Origin of the sequence: Bradyrhizobium sp. SZCCHNRI3052, from assembly GCF_032484895.1 — a bacterium.
Taxonomy (GTDB): Bacteria; Pseudomonadota; Alphaproteobacteria; order Rhizobiales; family Xanthobacteraceae; genus Bradyrhizobium.
This window is the reverse complement of the sequence record NZ_JAUETW010000002.1, coordinates 465,936-478,312: the sequence shown is the minus strand read 5'-3', so window position 1 is coordinate 478,312 and position 12,377 is coordinate 465,936. Positions and strand designations below refer to the sequence as shown.

Annotated in this window: 13 protein-coding genes; 4 read left to right on the top strand and 9 right to left on the bottom strand. The window is 64.6% G+C overall.

Going from position 1 to position 12,377, the window contains the following annotated elements; translation table 11 throughout:
- Positions 1–31: 31 nt before the first annotated feature.
- The 5 genes from QW887_RS07380 to QW887_RS07360 form a co-directional block, all read right to left on the bottom strand.
- Entirely contained in the window at positions 32–1,666 is a 1,635-nt protein-coding gene (locus QW887_RS07380; RefSeq protein ID WP_316167553.1) for a GMC family oxidoreductase, read from the bottom strand.
- A 63-nt stretch (positions 1,667–1,729) separates the two neighbouring features.
- A complete protein-coding gene (locus QW887_RS07375; RefSeq protein WP_316173020.1) occupies positions 1,730–2,323 on the bottom strand; it encodes a GNAT family protein in 594 nt (197 codons plus the stop codon).
- 112 nt (positions 2,324–2,435) lie between these two features.
- Positions 2,436–3,362 carry an SMP-30/gluconolactonase/LRE family protein gene (locus tag QW887_RS07370; RefSeq protein WP_316194323.1) on the bottom strand — a complete coding sequence of 309 codons (927 nt, stop codon included), beginning with the start codon at positions 3,360–3,362 and terminating at the stop codon, positions 2,436–2,438.
- A gap of 171 nt (positions 3,363–3,533) precedes the next feature.
- Positions 3,534–4,373 carry an AraC family transcriptional regulator gene (locus QW887_RS07365; RefSeq protein WP_316194322.1) on the bottom strand — a complete coding sequence of 280 codons (840 nt, stop codon included), beginning with the start codon at positions 4,371–4,373 and terminating at the stop codon, positions 3,534–3,536.
- A 78-nt stretch (positions 4,374–4,451) separates the two neighbouring features.
- Positions 4,452–4,829: a hypothetical protein gene (locus tag QW887_RS07360; protein WP_315718055.1), complete on the bottom strand. Its 378-nt coding sequence runs from the start codon at positions 4,827–4,829 to the stop codon at positions 4,452–4,454.
- A gap of 134 nt (positions 4,830–4,963) precedes the next feature.
- Between QW887_RS07360 and QW887_RS07355 the strand changes: the two genes are divergently transcribed.
- Complete coding sequence (locus tag QW887_RS07355; protein ID WP_315718054.1) at positions 4,964–5,236, top strand: hypothetical protein; 273 nt, start codon at positions 4,964–4,966, stop codon at positions 5,234–5,236.
- A gap of 23 nt (positions 5,237–5,259) precedes the next feature.
- On the opposite strand, the gene QW887_RS07350 is transcribed toward QW887_RS07355, so the two are convergent.
- From QW887_RS07350 to QW887_RS07340, 3 genes are all read right to left on the bottom strand, one after another.
- Positions 5,260–5,736: an HXXEE domain-containing protein gene (locus QW887_RS07350; RefSeq protein WP_315750227.1), complete on the bottom strand. Its 477-nt coding sequence runs from the start codon at positions 5,734–5,736 to the stop codon at positions 5,260–5,262.
- Positions 5,737–6,044: 308 nt separating this feature from the next.
- Complete coding sequence (locus QW887_RS07345; protein ID WP_315718052.1) at positions 6,045–6,479, bottom strand: cupin domain-containing protein; 435 nt, start codon at positions 6,477–6,479, stop codon at positions 6,045–6,047.
- A gap of 349 nt (positions 6,480–6,828) precedes the next feature.
- The gene (locus tag QW887_RS07340; protein ID WP_315718051.1) at positions 6,829–7,482 is read right to left on the bottom strand and encodes a glutathione S-transferase family protein; all 654 of its coding nucleotides are present in this window, start codon (positions 7,480–7,482) and stop codon (positions 6,829–6,831) included.
- 190 nt (positions 7,483–7,672) lie between these two features.
- On the opposite strand from QW887_RS07340, the gene QW887_RS07335 reads away from it, so the two are divergent.
- Complete coding sequence (locus QW887_RS07335; protein WP_315750226.1) at positions 7,673–8,893, top strand: polyhydroxyalkanoate depolymerase; 1,221 nt, start codon at positions 7,673–7,675, stop codon at positions 8,891–8,893.
- Here the strand turns inward: QW887_RS07335 and QW887_RS07330 are convergent.
- Entirely contained in the window at positions 8,883–9,926 is a 1,044-nt protein-coding gene (locus QW887_RS07330; RefSeq protein WP_315718049.1) for an AraC family transcriptional regulator, read from the bottom strand. The two genes, QW887_RS07335 and QW887_RS07330, sit on opposite strands and share 11 nt — an antisense overlap.
- 131 nt (positions 9,927–10,057) lie before the next feature.
- Here QW887_RS07330 and QW887_RS07325 point away from each other — a divergent pair, with 131 nt between their 5' ends.
- Both QW887_RS07325 and QW887_RS07320 read left to right on the top strand, forming a co-directional pair.
- Complete coding sequence (locus QW887_RS07325; protein WP_315718048.1) at positions 10,058–10,507, top strand: cupin domain-containing protein; 450 nt, start codon at positions 10,058–10,060, stop codon at positions 10,505–10,507.
- Positions 10,508–10,798: 291 nt separating this feature from the next.
- Positions 10,799–12,286, top strand: a complete 1,488-nt coding sequence (locus QW887_RS07320; protein ID WP_316194321.1) for a flavin-containing monooxygenase — start codon at positions 10,799–10,801, stop codon at positions 12,284–12,286.
- The last annotated feature ends 91 nt before the right edge of the window (positions 12,287–12,377 follow it).

Sequence of the window (12,377 nt, the reverse complement as noted above, 5' to 3'; positions counted from 1 at the left end):
GGGCTCGAACGATAAGCGGCGACGGCCCCAACTACGCCGACAAACTCTCCGCCACCGGCGCCTTGCCCAAAATCAGGTCCGCCGCCTTGTCGCCGATCATCAAGGTCGCGGCGTTGAGGTTGGCGGAGATCATGCGCGGCATGATCGAGGCGTCGGCGACGCGCAGGCCCTCGAGACCATGGACGCGGAGCTGGTCGTCGACCGTTGCCCAGGTCGAGTCCGCTGGGCCCATCCGGCAGGAGCAGCCGGGATGGAAGGTGGTGGTGGCGCGCTGCGTCGCCGCGGCCAGGAACTCGTCGTCGCTGTTCACCTTCGGTCCCGGGAAATCCTCATAGGCGTAGTACGGCGCGAGCGGGGCCGAGGCCAGCAGCCGGCGCGCCAGCTTCATGCCGGCGACGACCACGCGGCGGTCGAGCTCGGCGGTGAGATAGTTGGTCTGGATCAGCGGCGGCGCGAACGGGTCGGCGGAGCGGATGCGGACGTAGCCGCGGCTCTCCGGGCGCTGCTGCCAGGAAGCGACCGTCATGCCGGGCTCGTCCTCGAGCTGGCCCTGCACGCCCTCCTTGTAGCTCGCCGGCGTGAAGGTGAGCTGCAGGTCGGAGCGCTCCGCGGTCTCGCCGGAGTGCCAGAAGCAGTAGACCATGGTCGGCGACAGCGACAGGATGCCGCGCCGCGTCACCGCCCATTTCAGCGCCTCGCCCCATAGATTGAGGCCGCGCGCGAGCTCGTTGACGGTCTTGATGTTCTTGACACGCGCCACCGTGCGCGGCGCGTAATGGTCCTGCAGGCCCTCGCCGACGCTGTTGAGCGCATGGCGCACCTCGATGCCATGCTCCTGCAGCAGCGCGGGCGCGCCGATGCCCGAGAGCTGCAAGAGCTGCGGCGAGTTGTAGGCACCACCGGACAGGATCACCTCTTTTCGCGCGCGCACCTCGACCGGCGCCCCGCCGCGCCCGCCGCGGCTGTAACGCACGCCGACCGCGCGTTTGCCTTCCAGCACAACGCCGGTGGCATGGGCGTGGGTGCGAACCTCGACGTTCGGCCGCTTGCTGGCCGGACGCAGGAATGCGGTCGCCGACGACACGCGGCGGCCGTTCTGGATGGTCCGCTGGACGTATGAGACGCCTTCCTGAATGGCGCCGTTGTAGTCCGGGTTGCGCGGGATACCGAGCGAGACAGCGCCATCCATGAAAGCCTCGCACAGCGTGTCCTTCCATTCCATGGTGGTCACGATGAGGTTGCCGTCGCGGCCGCGATACTGGTCCTCGCCGGCGCCGATGCGCTTCTCCATGCGCTTGAAATTCGGCAGCACGTCGGAATAGCTCCAGCCGCGATTGCCCATCTGCGCCCAGGTGTCGAAATCCTGGCGCTGGCCGCGATTGTAGACATGGCCGTTGATCGAGGAGGAGCCGCCGAGCGTCTTGCCGCGCGGCGCGTAGATGCTGCGTCCCGCCGTGTACGGCCCCGGCTCCTGCTGATAGCCCCAGTTGATGCTCTTCATGTAGAAGGTCTTGATGAAGCCGGCGGGCAGATGGATGTAGGGATGCCAGTCGCGCGGCCCCGCCTCCAGCACGCACACCGTGACCTCAGGGTCCTCGCTGAGGCGGCTCGCCAGCACGCAGCCGGCGGAGCCGGCGCCCACGATCACATAGTCGAAGGTATCCATCTGGTCGTTCGTCCCGGTCTCGTCATCATCAGCCGCGCGAGGCGGCAAGCGGCCATAGCGCGGTCATCGCGGCTTGTCATTCAATTGGTAGTCGAGATGCGCCTTCACGGTCGGCCATTCGGCCGCGGTGATGCTGTAGACGACGGTATCCCGCAGCGTGCCGTTCGGCGCGATCTGGTGGCTGCGCAAAATGCCGTCCTGCTTGGCGCCGAGCCGCTCGATGGCGCGCCGGCTCTGGTGGTTGAAGAAATGGGTGCGGAACTCGACGGCGATACAGTCCATCGCCTCGAAGGCGTGCGCCAGCAGCAGCCGCTTGCACTGCGTGTTGAGCGCGCTGCGCTGCACCCGCTTCGCATACCAGGTCGAGCCGATCTCGACGCGGCGGTTGGCGGCATCGACGTTCATGTAGGTGGTCATGCCGGCGACACGGCCGTCGGCATCGAGCACCGTGAACGGAAGCATGCTTCCCGTGGCGAACAGGCCGAGCCGCCGCTCGATCTCCTTGGTCATGGTCTCGGGTTTCGGAACTGCGGTGTACCACAGCTTCCACAATTCGCCGTCACTGACGGCCTCGACCAGCGCGTCGTGATGGTCCGCCGACAGCGGCACAAGGCTCGCATGCGGGCCGCGAAGGGTGACTGGTTCAAGAAAGGGCATCAGCAGTGTCCGTCATTGCGAGGAGAGCGAGCGACGAAGCAATCCAGAGTCGCATGTGCCGCTCCGGATGGCTTCGCTGGCGCTCGCGATGACGGAACTATCACGTAGAGCGTCACTTGTTCAGAAAATTCAGCGCCAGGCCCGGTCGCGGCCAGTCCATCGCCACCAGCTCACCCCTGCCCGACAGCGTGATGTAGGCCGTCTTCAGCTCGGGACCACCGAAGGCGATGTTCGTCGTGACCCGGTCACCGGTCGGCACCTGCTCGACCAGCGTGCCGTCGGGCGCGATCACGCTGATGCAGCCGGTCACCAGCGTGGCGACGCAGACATTGCCGTTCGCCTCGACCGCGAGCGAATCGAACATCTGGTAGCCCCCGAGCCCCGCGATCGGGCGGCCGCGCTCGCCGCGATAGATCACCTCGCGCGGCTTCACGGTGCCGGACTCGGCGAGATCGTAGGCCCAGAGACGCGCGGTCGGCGTCTCCGCGATGTAGACCGTCTTCTCGTCCGGCGACAGCCCGATGCCGTTGGCCGGCAGAATGCCGTGGACGGCCTCGATGATCTCGCTCATGCCGGGCTTGAGGTAATAGAACGCGCCGACGTCCATGTCGCGGGCGCGGCGCTTGCCGAGGTCCGAGAACCACAGGCCGCCGTGACGGTCGAACACCAGATCGTTCGGCCCGCGCAGCGCGTGCTCGCCGCAGCGGCTGACGACGGTCTCGATCTTGCCGCTCTGCAGATCGACGCGCTGGATCGAGCCGCCGAGATAGTCCTCGGGCTGTGGGCCCGGCATGATCATCTTGCCGGTCGGAATCCAGGAAAAGCCGCCATTGTTGCAGATGTAGATCTTGCCGTCGGGCCCGAGGGCTGCGCCGTTCGGCCCGCCCGGAATCTGCGCCACGATCTCCTTGCGGCCGTCGGGAAACACCCGCGTCAGGCGCTTGCCGCGGATCTCGACCAGCACCACCGAGCCGTCGGGCATCACCACGGGCCCTTCCGGAAATTCCAGATCTGTGGCGAGCACGCGCATGTCGGACATCGGACGACCTCCCGCTTTCGTCGCCGCGCTGCGGCGCATGGTTGTTAGGCGTGAGTTATCGCAAAGCCGGCACGGCTTGCCAAGCAAGCGGCTGAGCGCGAGACCGCAGAGCAGCCCTGCTGAGGGAGACGCTTGCAGCGTGTCGACGCAAGTTGGTACCGCGCGCGATGTTTAGCGGATCACCGGCAGCCAGATTTCCAGGCCGCCATTGCCGGTGAGCGGGTCGAAACGCCGATCATAGCGCTCGAAGTTCGGCGCATCGGCGATCTCATAGCCCGACTGCGGCAACCAGCGATTCCAGATCGTGTGTACAGTGCGGCGGATCGACGAGACGTGGCCGGAATGCGTGAACACGGCGAACGTCGCCGCCGGAACCCGCACGCGGCTGAAGGTCCGAGGCAGGTCGGAAAAATCGGCCACCTCGACGCCGGCGATGTAGTCGAAATTGCCGGCATCGTCGCCGTTGCAGCACACGCCATAAGCCACCACGCCGCGGCGCGCCGGAACCTCGTGCACGATCTCGTTGAAGCGGCGCCACAAGGCGGGAATGCCCGCGCCATTGTCGACGCTGACGCGATCGCCGAGGCCGGCGACGAGCAGCGGCTGCGCGGTGACGAAGCGTGGGGCGGCGAGATCATCGAGCGGGGTCTGGTTCATCAGGATCGGCTCCTGCAGTGCGAGGCCATCGAGGCGCGCACGGGCGCGCACCGCTTCCGGCGTGACGCCGAACTGGTCGCGGAACGCGCGCGTGAACGCTTCGTGGGAGCCGTAGTCAGCCTCGAGCGCGAGACTGAGAATGTCGGGTGCGCCAGAGGCCAGAGCCCGTGCCGCCTCGCTGAGACGGCGCAGCCTGACATAGCGCATCACCGAGACGCCGGTCGCCGCCGCGAACGCGCGCACGATGTGGAAGCGCGACACGCCGGCGATGGCCGCGACCTCATCCAGCGTCAATGGCGCCGACAGATGGCTCTCGATGAACCAGAGCGCTTTCTGGGCCGGGTTGGTGGACACGCCTCTCTCCTATCGAAGCGCCCGATCCTGCGCGCGGAGATCCACATGCGCTTGATCGTTGTTGCGCTGCGGGCCGTGCTATTTGCCGGCCGGCTTCGCCGGCGCCGCGTCCTTGGCGGCCGGCGCATCGGCCTTCTTCCTCAGCTCGTCCGCAAGTTTCGCCTGCGACGCCTTGAGTTCGTCGATCAGGCCCTGCTGCGAGATCAGCGCAGCCTTCAGCGCCTGGATCTGCCGATTCGCCGCATCGAGCTTCTGCTGCTGATCGAGCGATTGCTTGGTCATCGTCTTCTGCAGGAAATCGATATTGCTCTGCAGACATGATGTCCGTCGATCCATCGCCTTTTCTGCAGTGCAGATTTCGATGCCCGGAATATCCTGCGCATGTCCGGCAGAACTCACACCTGTCGCGAGCGCGCTCGCGGCAAAGATGATTCGCGCGGCAATGAATTTTCGCATCACAATTTTCTCATTGGCTTGCCCAACACATGATTTTGCGTGGAACTGACGGAGTTTCCTGATTGATACCATACTGAGACCTCAATCGCGCATTGAAGTTCCGGCTGGGACCCGTTTTTAGGGAGATGGACAGAATGGCTACGCGCGAAAAACGGCTGGCGCAATTCGACGGCAGCGGTGAGCCGCCGCCCGGACAGACGGTCGAGGTGCTGTGCGAGGATCACAGCGGCACCTATCAACTGCCGTTCCCCTGCTTCTACATTGATGGCAAATGGCACAACAAGGAATCCGGCGGCGCGCTCGAAGCCACCGTCATCGGCTGGCGGTTCCCGCGCGCGCGATTTGACGAGCGCAATGGACGCCGTCCGCAGCCGAGCTTCGTTGCCGATCGCGCTTCGTCTTATTGATCATGCCGGGCCCTGAGTTCTGCTCAGGGCCGGTCTTGCCGAAAATATGGTTTTGAACGCAGATTGAGCATCACGACCGGATAGGCCATCAGCAGCGAGCCGGCGACGATCGCGAGGGCAGCCGTTCCAACGTCGAGCACACCGTCACCCCACGCTCGCCGCCACATCGCAATTGCAATCGGAAAGAACAGAATCAGCGCCGTCGCCAGCCCCGGCGAGAATCTGCCTCCGCTGCGCAGGAACGGCAGGATGTGGAAGAAGACGGCGTTGATGATCATCAGCGCCGCGTAGGTGAGCGCGGCCGGCGGCCACGTCTCGGCAAGCTCTGCCTGCACCGCGCCGAGCACGACCACCAGCGCGTTCGTCACGTAGAAGTCGCTCCACTCGACCGGCAGCTTCATCACCGCCCGCGCCCAATTGCGCCAATCGAACGTGTATTCCTCGAGAATATGCGCGCCGTAGGCCGCGAGCGCGAGCCAAGCCAATGTGGTCAAGGTCATGATCGATGCTCCCCTCGCGGGTGATGGACCGGCGCCAGACCGGTCGCAAGGGGCAATGTAGAGCACCAAGGCGCGAGACAGGCAGCGCGCGTGCCGTGTTTCAAAATGCGACGGCGCTGCCTTGCAGTCTTAATCCTTGGAACGCTGCTGGAACGAATCGCGTCCGAATCGGATGCCGCATCGGGTGCGCGATCTGTTCACGCTAGATGTCGGACACATCGGAGACGACCCACCACATCGTGAGGGGAAGCTTCCGGCCGCTTGCCGCAACCGGATGCCAAAGACTAACGGAGAAGCAGATCTGGCGCTCAGGTCCAGGGCGTGACCGGCGGCACGTTGTCGGTCGCCGGCGGCATCTCGACCGTCTTGAAGTCGGCCGGGCTGACGATCTCCATATATTCCATGTCAGGGGAATAATCGTAGAGGTAGTGCACGATGCCGGGACGCTGGTGCACGACGTCGCCGGCCTTCACCAGGGTCGGCTTGTCCTCGTACATGAAGCGGGCCCAGCCCTTCATCATGATGACGATCTGGAAATCGCAATCATGGCGATGCCAACCTGTGCCATCCACCGGCGGACAATCCGGATTGGCCTTGACGAGGTGGCAGATCACCTGGCCGCCGGTGGCGTCGGCGATGCCGAGATCGCGGTACAGGAAGAAGTCGCGCAACCCACCGCCCTTGTAGTCGGTGTCCTCGGGCTTCACGTGCGAGAACTTGGTCACCACTGCATGCTGGTTCATGACGGCCTCCACCGGTTGATCGCGACATCGGCGACCGTTGCGGCCCATCGATCGGCCACAGCGGCCACCACGTCCGAAAGCGGATTGTGCCATGCGAAAACCACGCCACGCTCTGTCTGCAACGCAGAGATCGGTAGGCCAGGGCGGCATCGCGAGCCGAACTGATTGCCAACAACCGGGTTTTGGCCGACGCCACACGGCAATGGTGACGTGCTGACAGCTCGCGCCACGCGCCGAGAAGACGCAAATCCGGCTTCAAATTGAGCAGCCGCTGCCCGCGGCGTGAGCCGTTCTCGCTGGAGCCGCGGCTGCAAAGGGCCGCGGGCACGCGCCGCTGACGGCAGAACACCTAGTACTCGACCTCCAGCTCCTCGATCTCCTCGGGCTCGGCCTTGGCGGCCTCGATCCATTGCTGCATCTCCGGCATCGCCATGATCAGGTCGGCATAGGCCCTGAGCCGCGGCTCGAGCTTCACGTCATAAGTCACGAAGCGCGTCACCACCGGCGCATACATCGCATCCGCCATGCCACGCTGGCCGAACAGAAATGGGCCGCCGGATATGTCCAGGCAGTCGCGCCAGATCGCCCAGATGCGATCGATGTCGGCCTGCGCCCGCGTCCAGACCTTGAAGCCCGGAAAGTGGCCCTTGAGATTGACCGGCAGCGACGCCCGCAGGGTCGTGAAGCCAGAATGGATCTCGCCCGAAATCGAGCGGCAATGCGCGCGCTGGATGCGGTCGGCTGGCAGCAGGCCCGCCTCCGGAAAGGTCTCGTTGAGGTACTCGCCGATCGCCAGCGTATCCCAGATCGTCGCACCATCGTGGCGCAGGCACGGCACCAGGATCGAGGACGACAGCAGCAGGATCTCGGCGCGAGCCGATGCGTCGTCCGGACCGACGATCACCTCGTCAAAATCCAGTCCGGCAAACCTGGCGAGCAGCCAGCCGCGCAGCGACCACGACGAGTAATTCTTGCTGCTGATGGTCAACGTCGCTTTGGCCATGTCGCCCTACCCTCTTGCCGCATTGTCGTTTGTCGTTCGCCCATCGTGCCGCTCGTGCGACCGGCATCATGCGCGGAGCCGGATACGTCGGAGATATCATCGAGCAAGCGACATGCCAGTTTTTCAGGCAAGACTCGGCCGTTCTGGCTCCGATATTGCATACAGCAATGCATGTAATGGATCGGACGCGATGGCGCTGCTGTACCAAGCCTATCAGAACCACATGGACCTGACCGAGCCGTGGCGCCAGAGCGCGGCAGCCGCCATGCGCTATCTCAACCTGATCCCATCAGGGCTATCCAGCCGCGCCATGCGGCGTCTGTCCGCCGCGCTTGAGCTGATCTCCCGCTCAGCCTTGACCTACGCCCGCCCGGCGTATGGCATCGATAGCGTGATGGTCGGCAACCGCGAACTCGCCGTCACCGAAGAGGTCACGTTCAAGACGCCGTTCGGCTCGCTCCTGCACTTCAAGAAGGACGCTGCGCCGGAGCAGCCCAAGGTGCTGCTTGTCGCGCCAATGTCCGGCCATTTCGCCACCCTGCTGCGCGGCACCGTGAAGACGCTACTGCAGGATCACGACGTCTATATCACAGACTGGCACAATCCGCGAGACATCCCGCGCGATCACGGCCGCTTCGGTCTGGAAGATTACACCGATCATCTCATCAGTTTTCTCAGCCAGCTCGGTTCGCGGCCGCACATGGTCGCGATCTGCCAACCGTCGGTGTCGGCACTCGCGGCCACCGCCGTGATGTGCGAGGACGACCATCCGTCGCGCCCCGCCACCTTGACCTTGATGGCCGGACCGATCGACACGCGGATCCAGCCGACCAAGGTCAACGAGTTCGCCAAGAGCAAGCCGATCGACTGGTTCGAGGACAATCTGATCCACTACGTGCCCTTTCAATGCAGGGGCGCCTTCCGAAAGGTCTATCCGGGCTTCGTGCAGCTCACGGCCTTCGTCTCGATGAATCTCGAACGCCACGTCAAGCAGCACATGGATCTCGCCAACCATCTCGCCAAAGGCGAGGTCGAGAAGGCCGAGACGATCAAGACCTTCTACGACGAGTACTTCGCGGTGATGGATCTGCCGGCGGAGTTCTACATCGAGACGGTGCGCGACGTTTTCCAAGAGCATCTGCTGCCGCAAGGCAGACTGATGCATCACGGCCGTCCCGTCGACCCGAAGGCAGTCCGGCGCATCGGCCTGATGACGGTCGAGGGCGAGCGTGACGACATCTGCTCGATCGGCCAGACGCTCTCGGCGCAGGACATCTGCACCAACGTGCGCGCCTATCGCCGCGTCCATCACATGCAGGCCGGCGTCGGCCATTACGGCGTGTTCAGCGGCAAGAAGTGGAACAACGAGATCTATCCGCTGCTGCGGGATTTCGTGCACGTCAATTCGTGAAGCGACCGCGCTGCACGCGTTGCAGCGTGGCCGACGGCGCCTCCCCGAACTTGTTGCGATAGGCCCCCGCCATCCGCCCGAGATGGGTGAAGCCAAGGTCGAAGGCGATGTCGATGATCCGCGCCTCCGGTGGAGCCGCCATCAATTGCGCATTGAGCCGCGCCAGCCGGATGTCGAGCAGCATGTCGGAGATCGACATCCCGAAATGGCGGCGAAAGCCGCCCTGCAGCGCCCGGATCCCCACGCCTGACGACGCCGCAAGTTGCGCCAGATCGAGCGGTTCGGCTGCGTGCGCTGCCAGAAGATCACGCGCCCGGCGGACGGCCTGCGGCAATGTCTCGACCCGGCCGGAATGCAGCCTGATCGCCTCCGCCAGGCCATTGCCGGGCTGCTCGAACAGAATGTCCAGCAGCGTCTCGCGCCAATTGGCTGCCGCAACCGGTGGCAGGCCGCGCCCACCGCCGAGACGCTCGGCGAGGTCCGCGAGCCCGAGCATGTGAGCCCGGAGCCGCGAGCCAGGACATCCCGACAACGCGATTGCGGGATCGAATTCGATCGGTTGCACCGCGCGCCCGGACAGCGCTGCTGCGCGCTGTTCCACGAGACGGCGGTCGAGCAACAGGATCAACTGAGCGCAAGCGTCCCAGACCATCCGCGTGGGCAATGTCGGCGACAGCAGTGATGCCGCATGGTCTGGCGCCGTCGCGACCTCGCCGGCCCCGGCAAAGACCCGCGCGGTCCCCGCCAGCGGGAGCTGCAGCAGAAAGAAGCGGTCGAGACAGCCCGGATCGATGGTTACCGCACCGCCATAGGCGACGTAGTTGATGGAAAAGCCATCGAATGCCGCGCAATTATGCAGAGCGAGGAAATCGCGCGCAGTATCCGCCTCCGGTTGCAGCCCATGCGGACAGAAGATGCGGCCTATTTGTTCAGCCGCCTCATCGACATCGTGCGTTGCAACACGGCCATAGGCTGTAAGCCGCGGCACAGCCGGAGACTTCCAACTACGATCAGCGGCTGCATCTGCAGTCATGGCCTACGTCGCCCGTCGAGATCGTTTGAAACCTATAATAATTAGCAACTGACGTCGAGGGATTCGTTTTCTGGATAGACTCGGCGTCGCCCCGGCTTGATCCTCCCACGCGTGCAGCAAGGAGATCCGGCATGATCACACTCGAAAAAGGCATCACGCGCGCAGGTACCGGCTATGCCGGCAAGACCTGGAATATCCTGGGTCAGCTCTATTATCCGAAAGCCGTCACCGACTCCACGTTCGCCTTCGAGACCAACAGCGAGCCCGGGCAGTTCGTGCCGGTTCACGTTCATCCCACCCAGGACGAGTTCATCCTGGTGCAGGAAGGCGTCCTCGACCTCAAGCTCGACGGCGTCTGGGTCAAGGCGAATGCCGGCGACCTCGTGCGCATGCCGCGCGGTATTCCGCATGGCTACTTCAACAAATCCGACAAGCCGGCGCGCGCGCTGTTCTGGGTCTCCCCGATGCAGAAGCTGGAAGCGCTGTTCAACATGCTCGACAATCTCGCCGATCCAGCCGAAGTGGTGCGGATCTCGGCGGAACACGAGGTCGACTTCCTGCCCCCGGAGGCCAACGACTAGGCGGCAGCGCGGGCCCCAGCGGGCGCCCCCGCCCTTTTGTTGCGGTACGAACGGCGCGCGATCATCGCTATCGGCTCCGTGCGCCTGCGGCATGAGCAGCGGCTGCGCTCGAACGAGATGCGATCGGCGAGATCCGTCTCGCCCTGATTTCGATGCTGCCGCATCCGTCGGCATCGCACGCCTCGGTCGCGCCGGGCGACCTTCGTCGCCATCAAACTCTCGCGGGCTTCTGCAGCGCGGCGGGCGAATGCCGCCCGAACGCGGCTGCGCGCTCGACAACAAGGAGGTCCCATGATCAGCCGAAAGAATGTCTGTGTGATCGGCGCCGGCGTCTCCGGCCTGGCTGCAGCCAAAGCATTCACCGCCCGCGGGCACGACGTCACCATCGTCGAGCGGAGCGTCGATCTCGGCGGCGTCTGGGAGCCCGCGCGGTCCTATCCCGACGTGCAGACGCAGAGCCCCAAGGAGCTCTATCGCTACACCGACAAGGCGATGCCGGATCACTACCCCGAATGGCCGAAGGGACCGCAGGTCCATGCCTATCTTGCCGACTACGCGAAATCCCACGACCTCATCCGCCTGATGCGGTTGAACACGACCGTGCTTGCGATGCAGCGCCGCAGTGACGGCAAGCCTGGATGGAGCCTCGACCTCAAAACAGGAGACCGGACGCGCCGGGAGGATTTCGATTTCGTCGCCGTCTGCACCGGTCAGTTCAACGAGCCGCAGACGTTGTCGCTTGGCGGCGAAGATCAATTCGCGGCCGCCGGCGGCTTGATCCTGCATTCCTCGAAATACAACGATGCCGCGCTCACGAAGGGGCGCGACGTGGTGGTCCTCGGCGGCTCGAAATCGGCAACCGACATCGCGGTCAACGCCGTGCGCTCCGGCGCGCGCTCGGTCACGATCGTGCTTCGTGAAGCGGTGTGGCGCATTCCCTACTTCATCGGCGGTCTGATCAACTTCAAGCGCATCCTCTATATCCGCGCCCAGGAGCAGATGTTCCCAAGCTGGGGCATGGGCCCGCTCTCGCGCCTTGCCCATCTGCTGGCCAAGCCGCTCGTCTCGGCCAATTGGCGCGGCCTGGAAAGCCTGCTCAAGATGCAGTTGAAGCTCGCCAAATGCAACATGGTGCCGAAGGGCAGGATCGAGGACGGCGTGAACTGCTCAGTCCCGATCGCGACGCCCGACTTCTTCCCGATGGTCGCAGACGGCCGGATCAAGGCCGTCTACGGCACCTTCGGCCATTACGAGCCGAACACCATCGTGACCAGCGGCGGCGAACGAATTCCGGCCGACGTCGCGATCCTCGCCATCGGCTACAAGCTCGGGGTCCCGTTTCTGTCGGATGCCGACCGCGCCAGACTGGTCGATCCGGACGGGCAGTACCGGCTCTATCGGCTGATCGCCAATCCCGATCTTCCCGACATGGGATTCGTCGGCTTCAATTCGAGCTTCTGCACCGTGCTCTGTGCGGACATGGCCGCCAACTGGCTGGTGCGGTATGCCGACAAACAGCTGGCGCATCAACCGAGCGAGCGCGAGATGCGCGACAACATCGAGATGATGCTGCATTTCAAGCGGATCGAGCGCCCTGCCGCGGGCGTGTATGGCGGACTTTGCGTCGCGCCCTATCACTTCAAGCATTTCGATGAACTGCTTGCCGACATCGGCGCTCAGCGCCGACGGCGCAATCCATTGGCCGAGATGTTCACGCCGCCCGATGCGGACGCGTATAACGACTTTCTCGCATCCGCGCCGGCCCATCAGGCCGGCTGAGGTGGCGGCGAACAGTCTCGCCGCGCTGCAGACACAGTGACGCCGCAAGCGCGACGCATTGCAGAGGGATGGCCGGCCCTGTGGAGCGCTG

What these genes read in the sequence shown, in the direction of transcription:
- QW887_RS07380 (WP_316167553.1), bottom strand. Translation starts at nt 1,666, where the DNA reads ATGGATACCTTCGACTATGTGATCGTGGGCGCCGGCTCCGCCGGCTGC.
- QW887_RS07375 (WP_316173020.1), bottom strand. Translation starts at nt 2,323, where the DNA reads ATGCCCTTTCTTGAACCAGTCACCCTTCGCGGCCCGCATGCGAGCCTT.
- QW887_RS07370 (WP_316194323.1), bottom strand. Translation starts at nt 3,362, where the DNA reads ATGTCCGACATGCGCGTGCTCGCCACAGATCTGGAATTTCCGGAAGGG.
- QW887_RS07360 (WP_315718055.1), bottom strand. Translation starts at nt 4,829, where the DNA reads ATGCGAAAATTCATTGCCGCGCGAATCATCTTTGCCGCGAGCGCGCTC.
- QW887_RS07355 (WP_315718054.1), top strand. Translation starts at nt 4,964, where the DNA reads ATGGCTACGCGCGAAAAACGGCTGGCGCAATTCGACGGCAGCGGTGAG.
- QW887_RS07350 (WP_315750227.1), bottom strand. Translation starts at nt 5,736, where the DNA reads ATGACCTTGACCACATTGGCTTGGCTCGCGCTCGCGGCCTACGGCGCG.
- QW887_RS07345 (WP_315718052.1), bottom strand. Translation starts at nt 6,479, where the DNA reads ATGAACCAGCATGCAGTGGTGACCAAGTTCTCGCACGTGAAGCCCGAG.
- QW887_RS07340 (WP_315718051.1), bottom strand. Translation starts at nt 7,482, where the DNA reads ATGGCCAAAGCGACGTTGACCATCAGCAGCAAGAATTACTCGTCGTGG.
- QW887_RS07335 (WP_315750226.1), top strand. Translation starts at nt 7,673, where the DNA reads ATGGCGCTGCTGTACCAAGCCTATCAGAACCACATGGACCTGACCGAG.
- QW887_RS07330 (WP_315718049.1), bottom strand. Translation starts at nt 9,926, where the DNA reads ATGACTGCAGATGCAGCCGCTGATCGTAGTTGGAAGTCTCCGGCTGTG.
- QW887_RS07325 (WP_315718048.1), top strand. Translation starts at nt 10,058, where the DNA reads ATGATCACACTCGAAAAAGGCATCACGCGCGCAGGTACCGGCTATGCC.
- QW887_RS07320 (WP_316194321.1), top strand. Translation starts at nt 10,799, where the DNA reads ATGATCAGCCGAAAGAATGTCTGTGTGATCGGCGCCGGCGTCTCCGGC.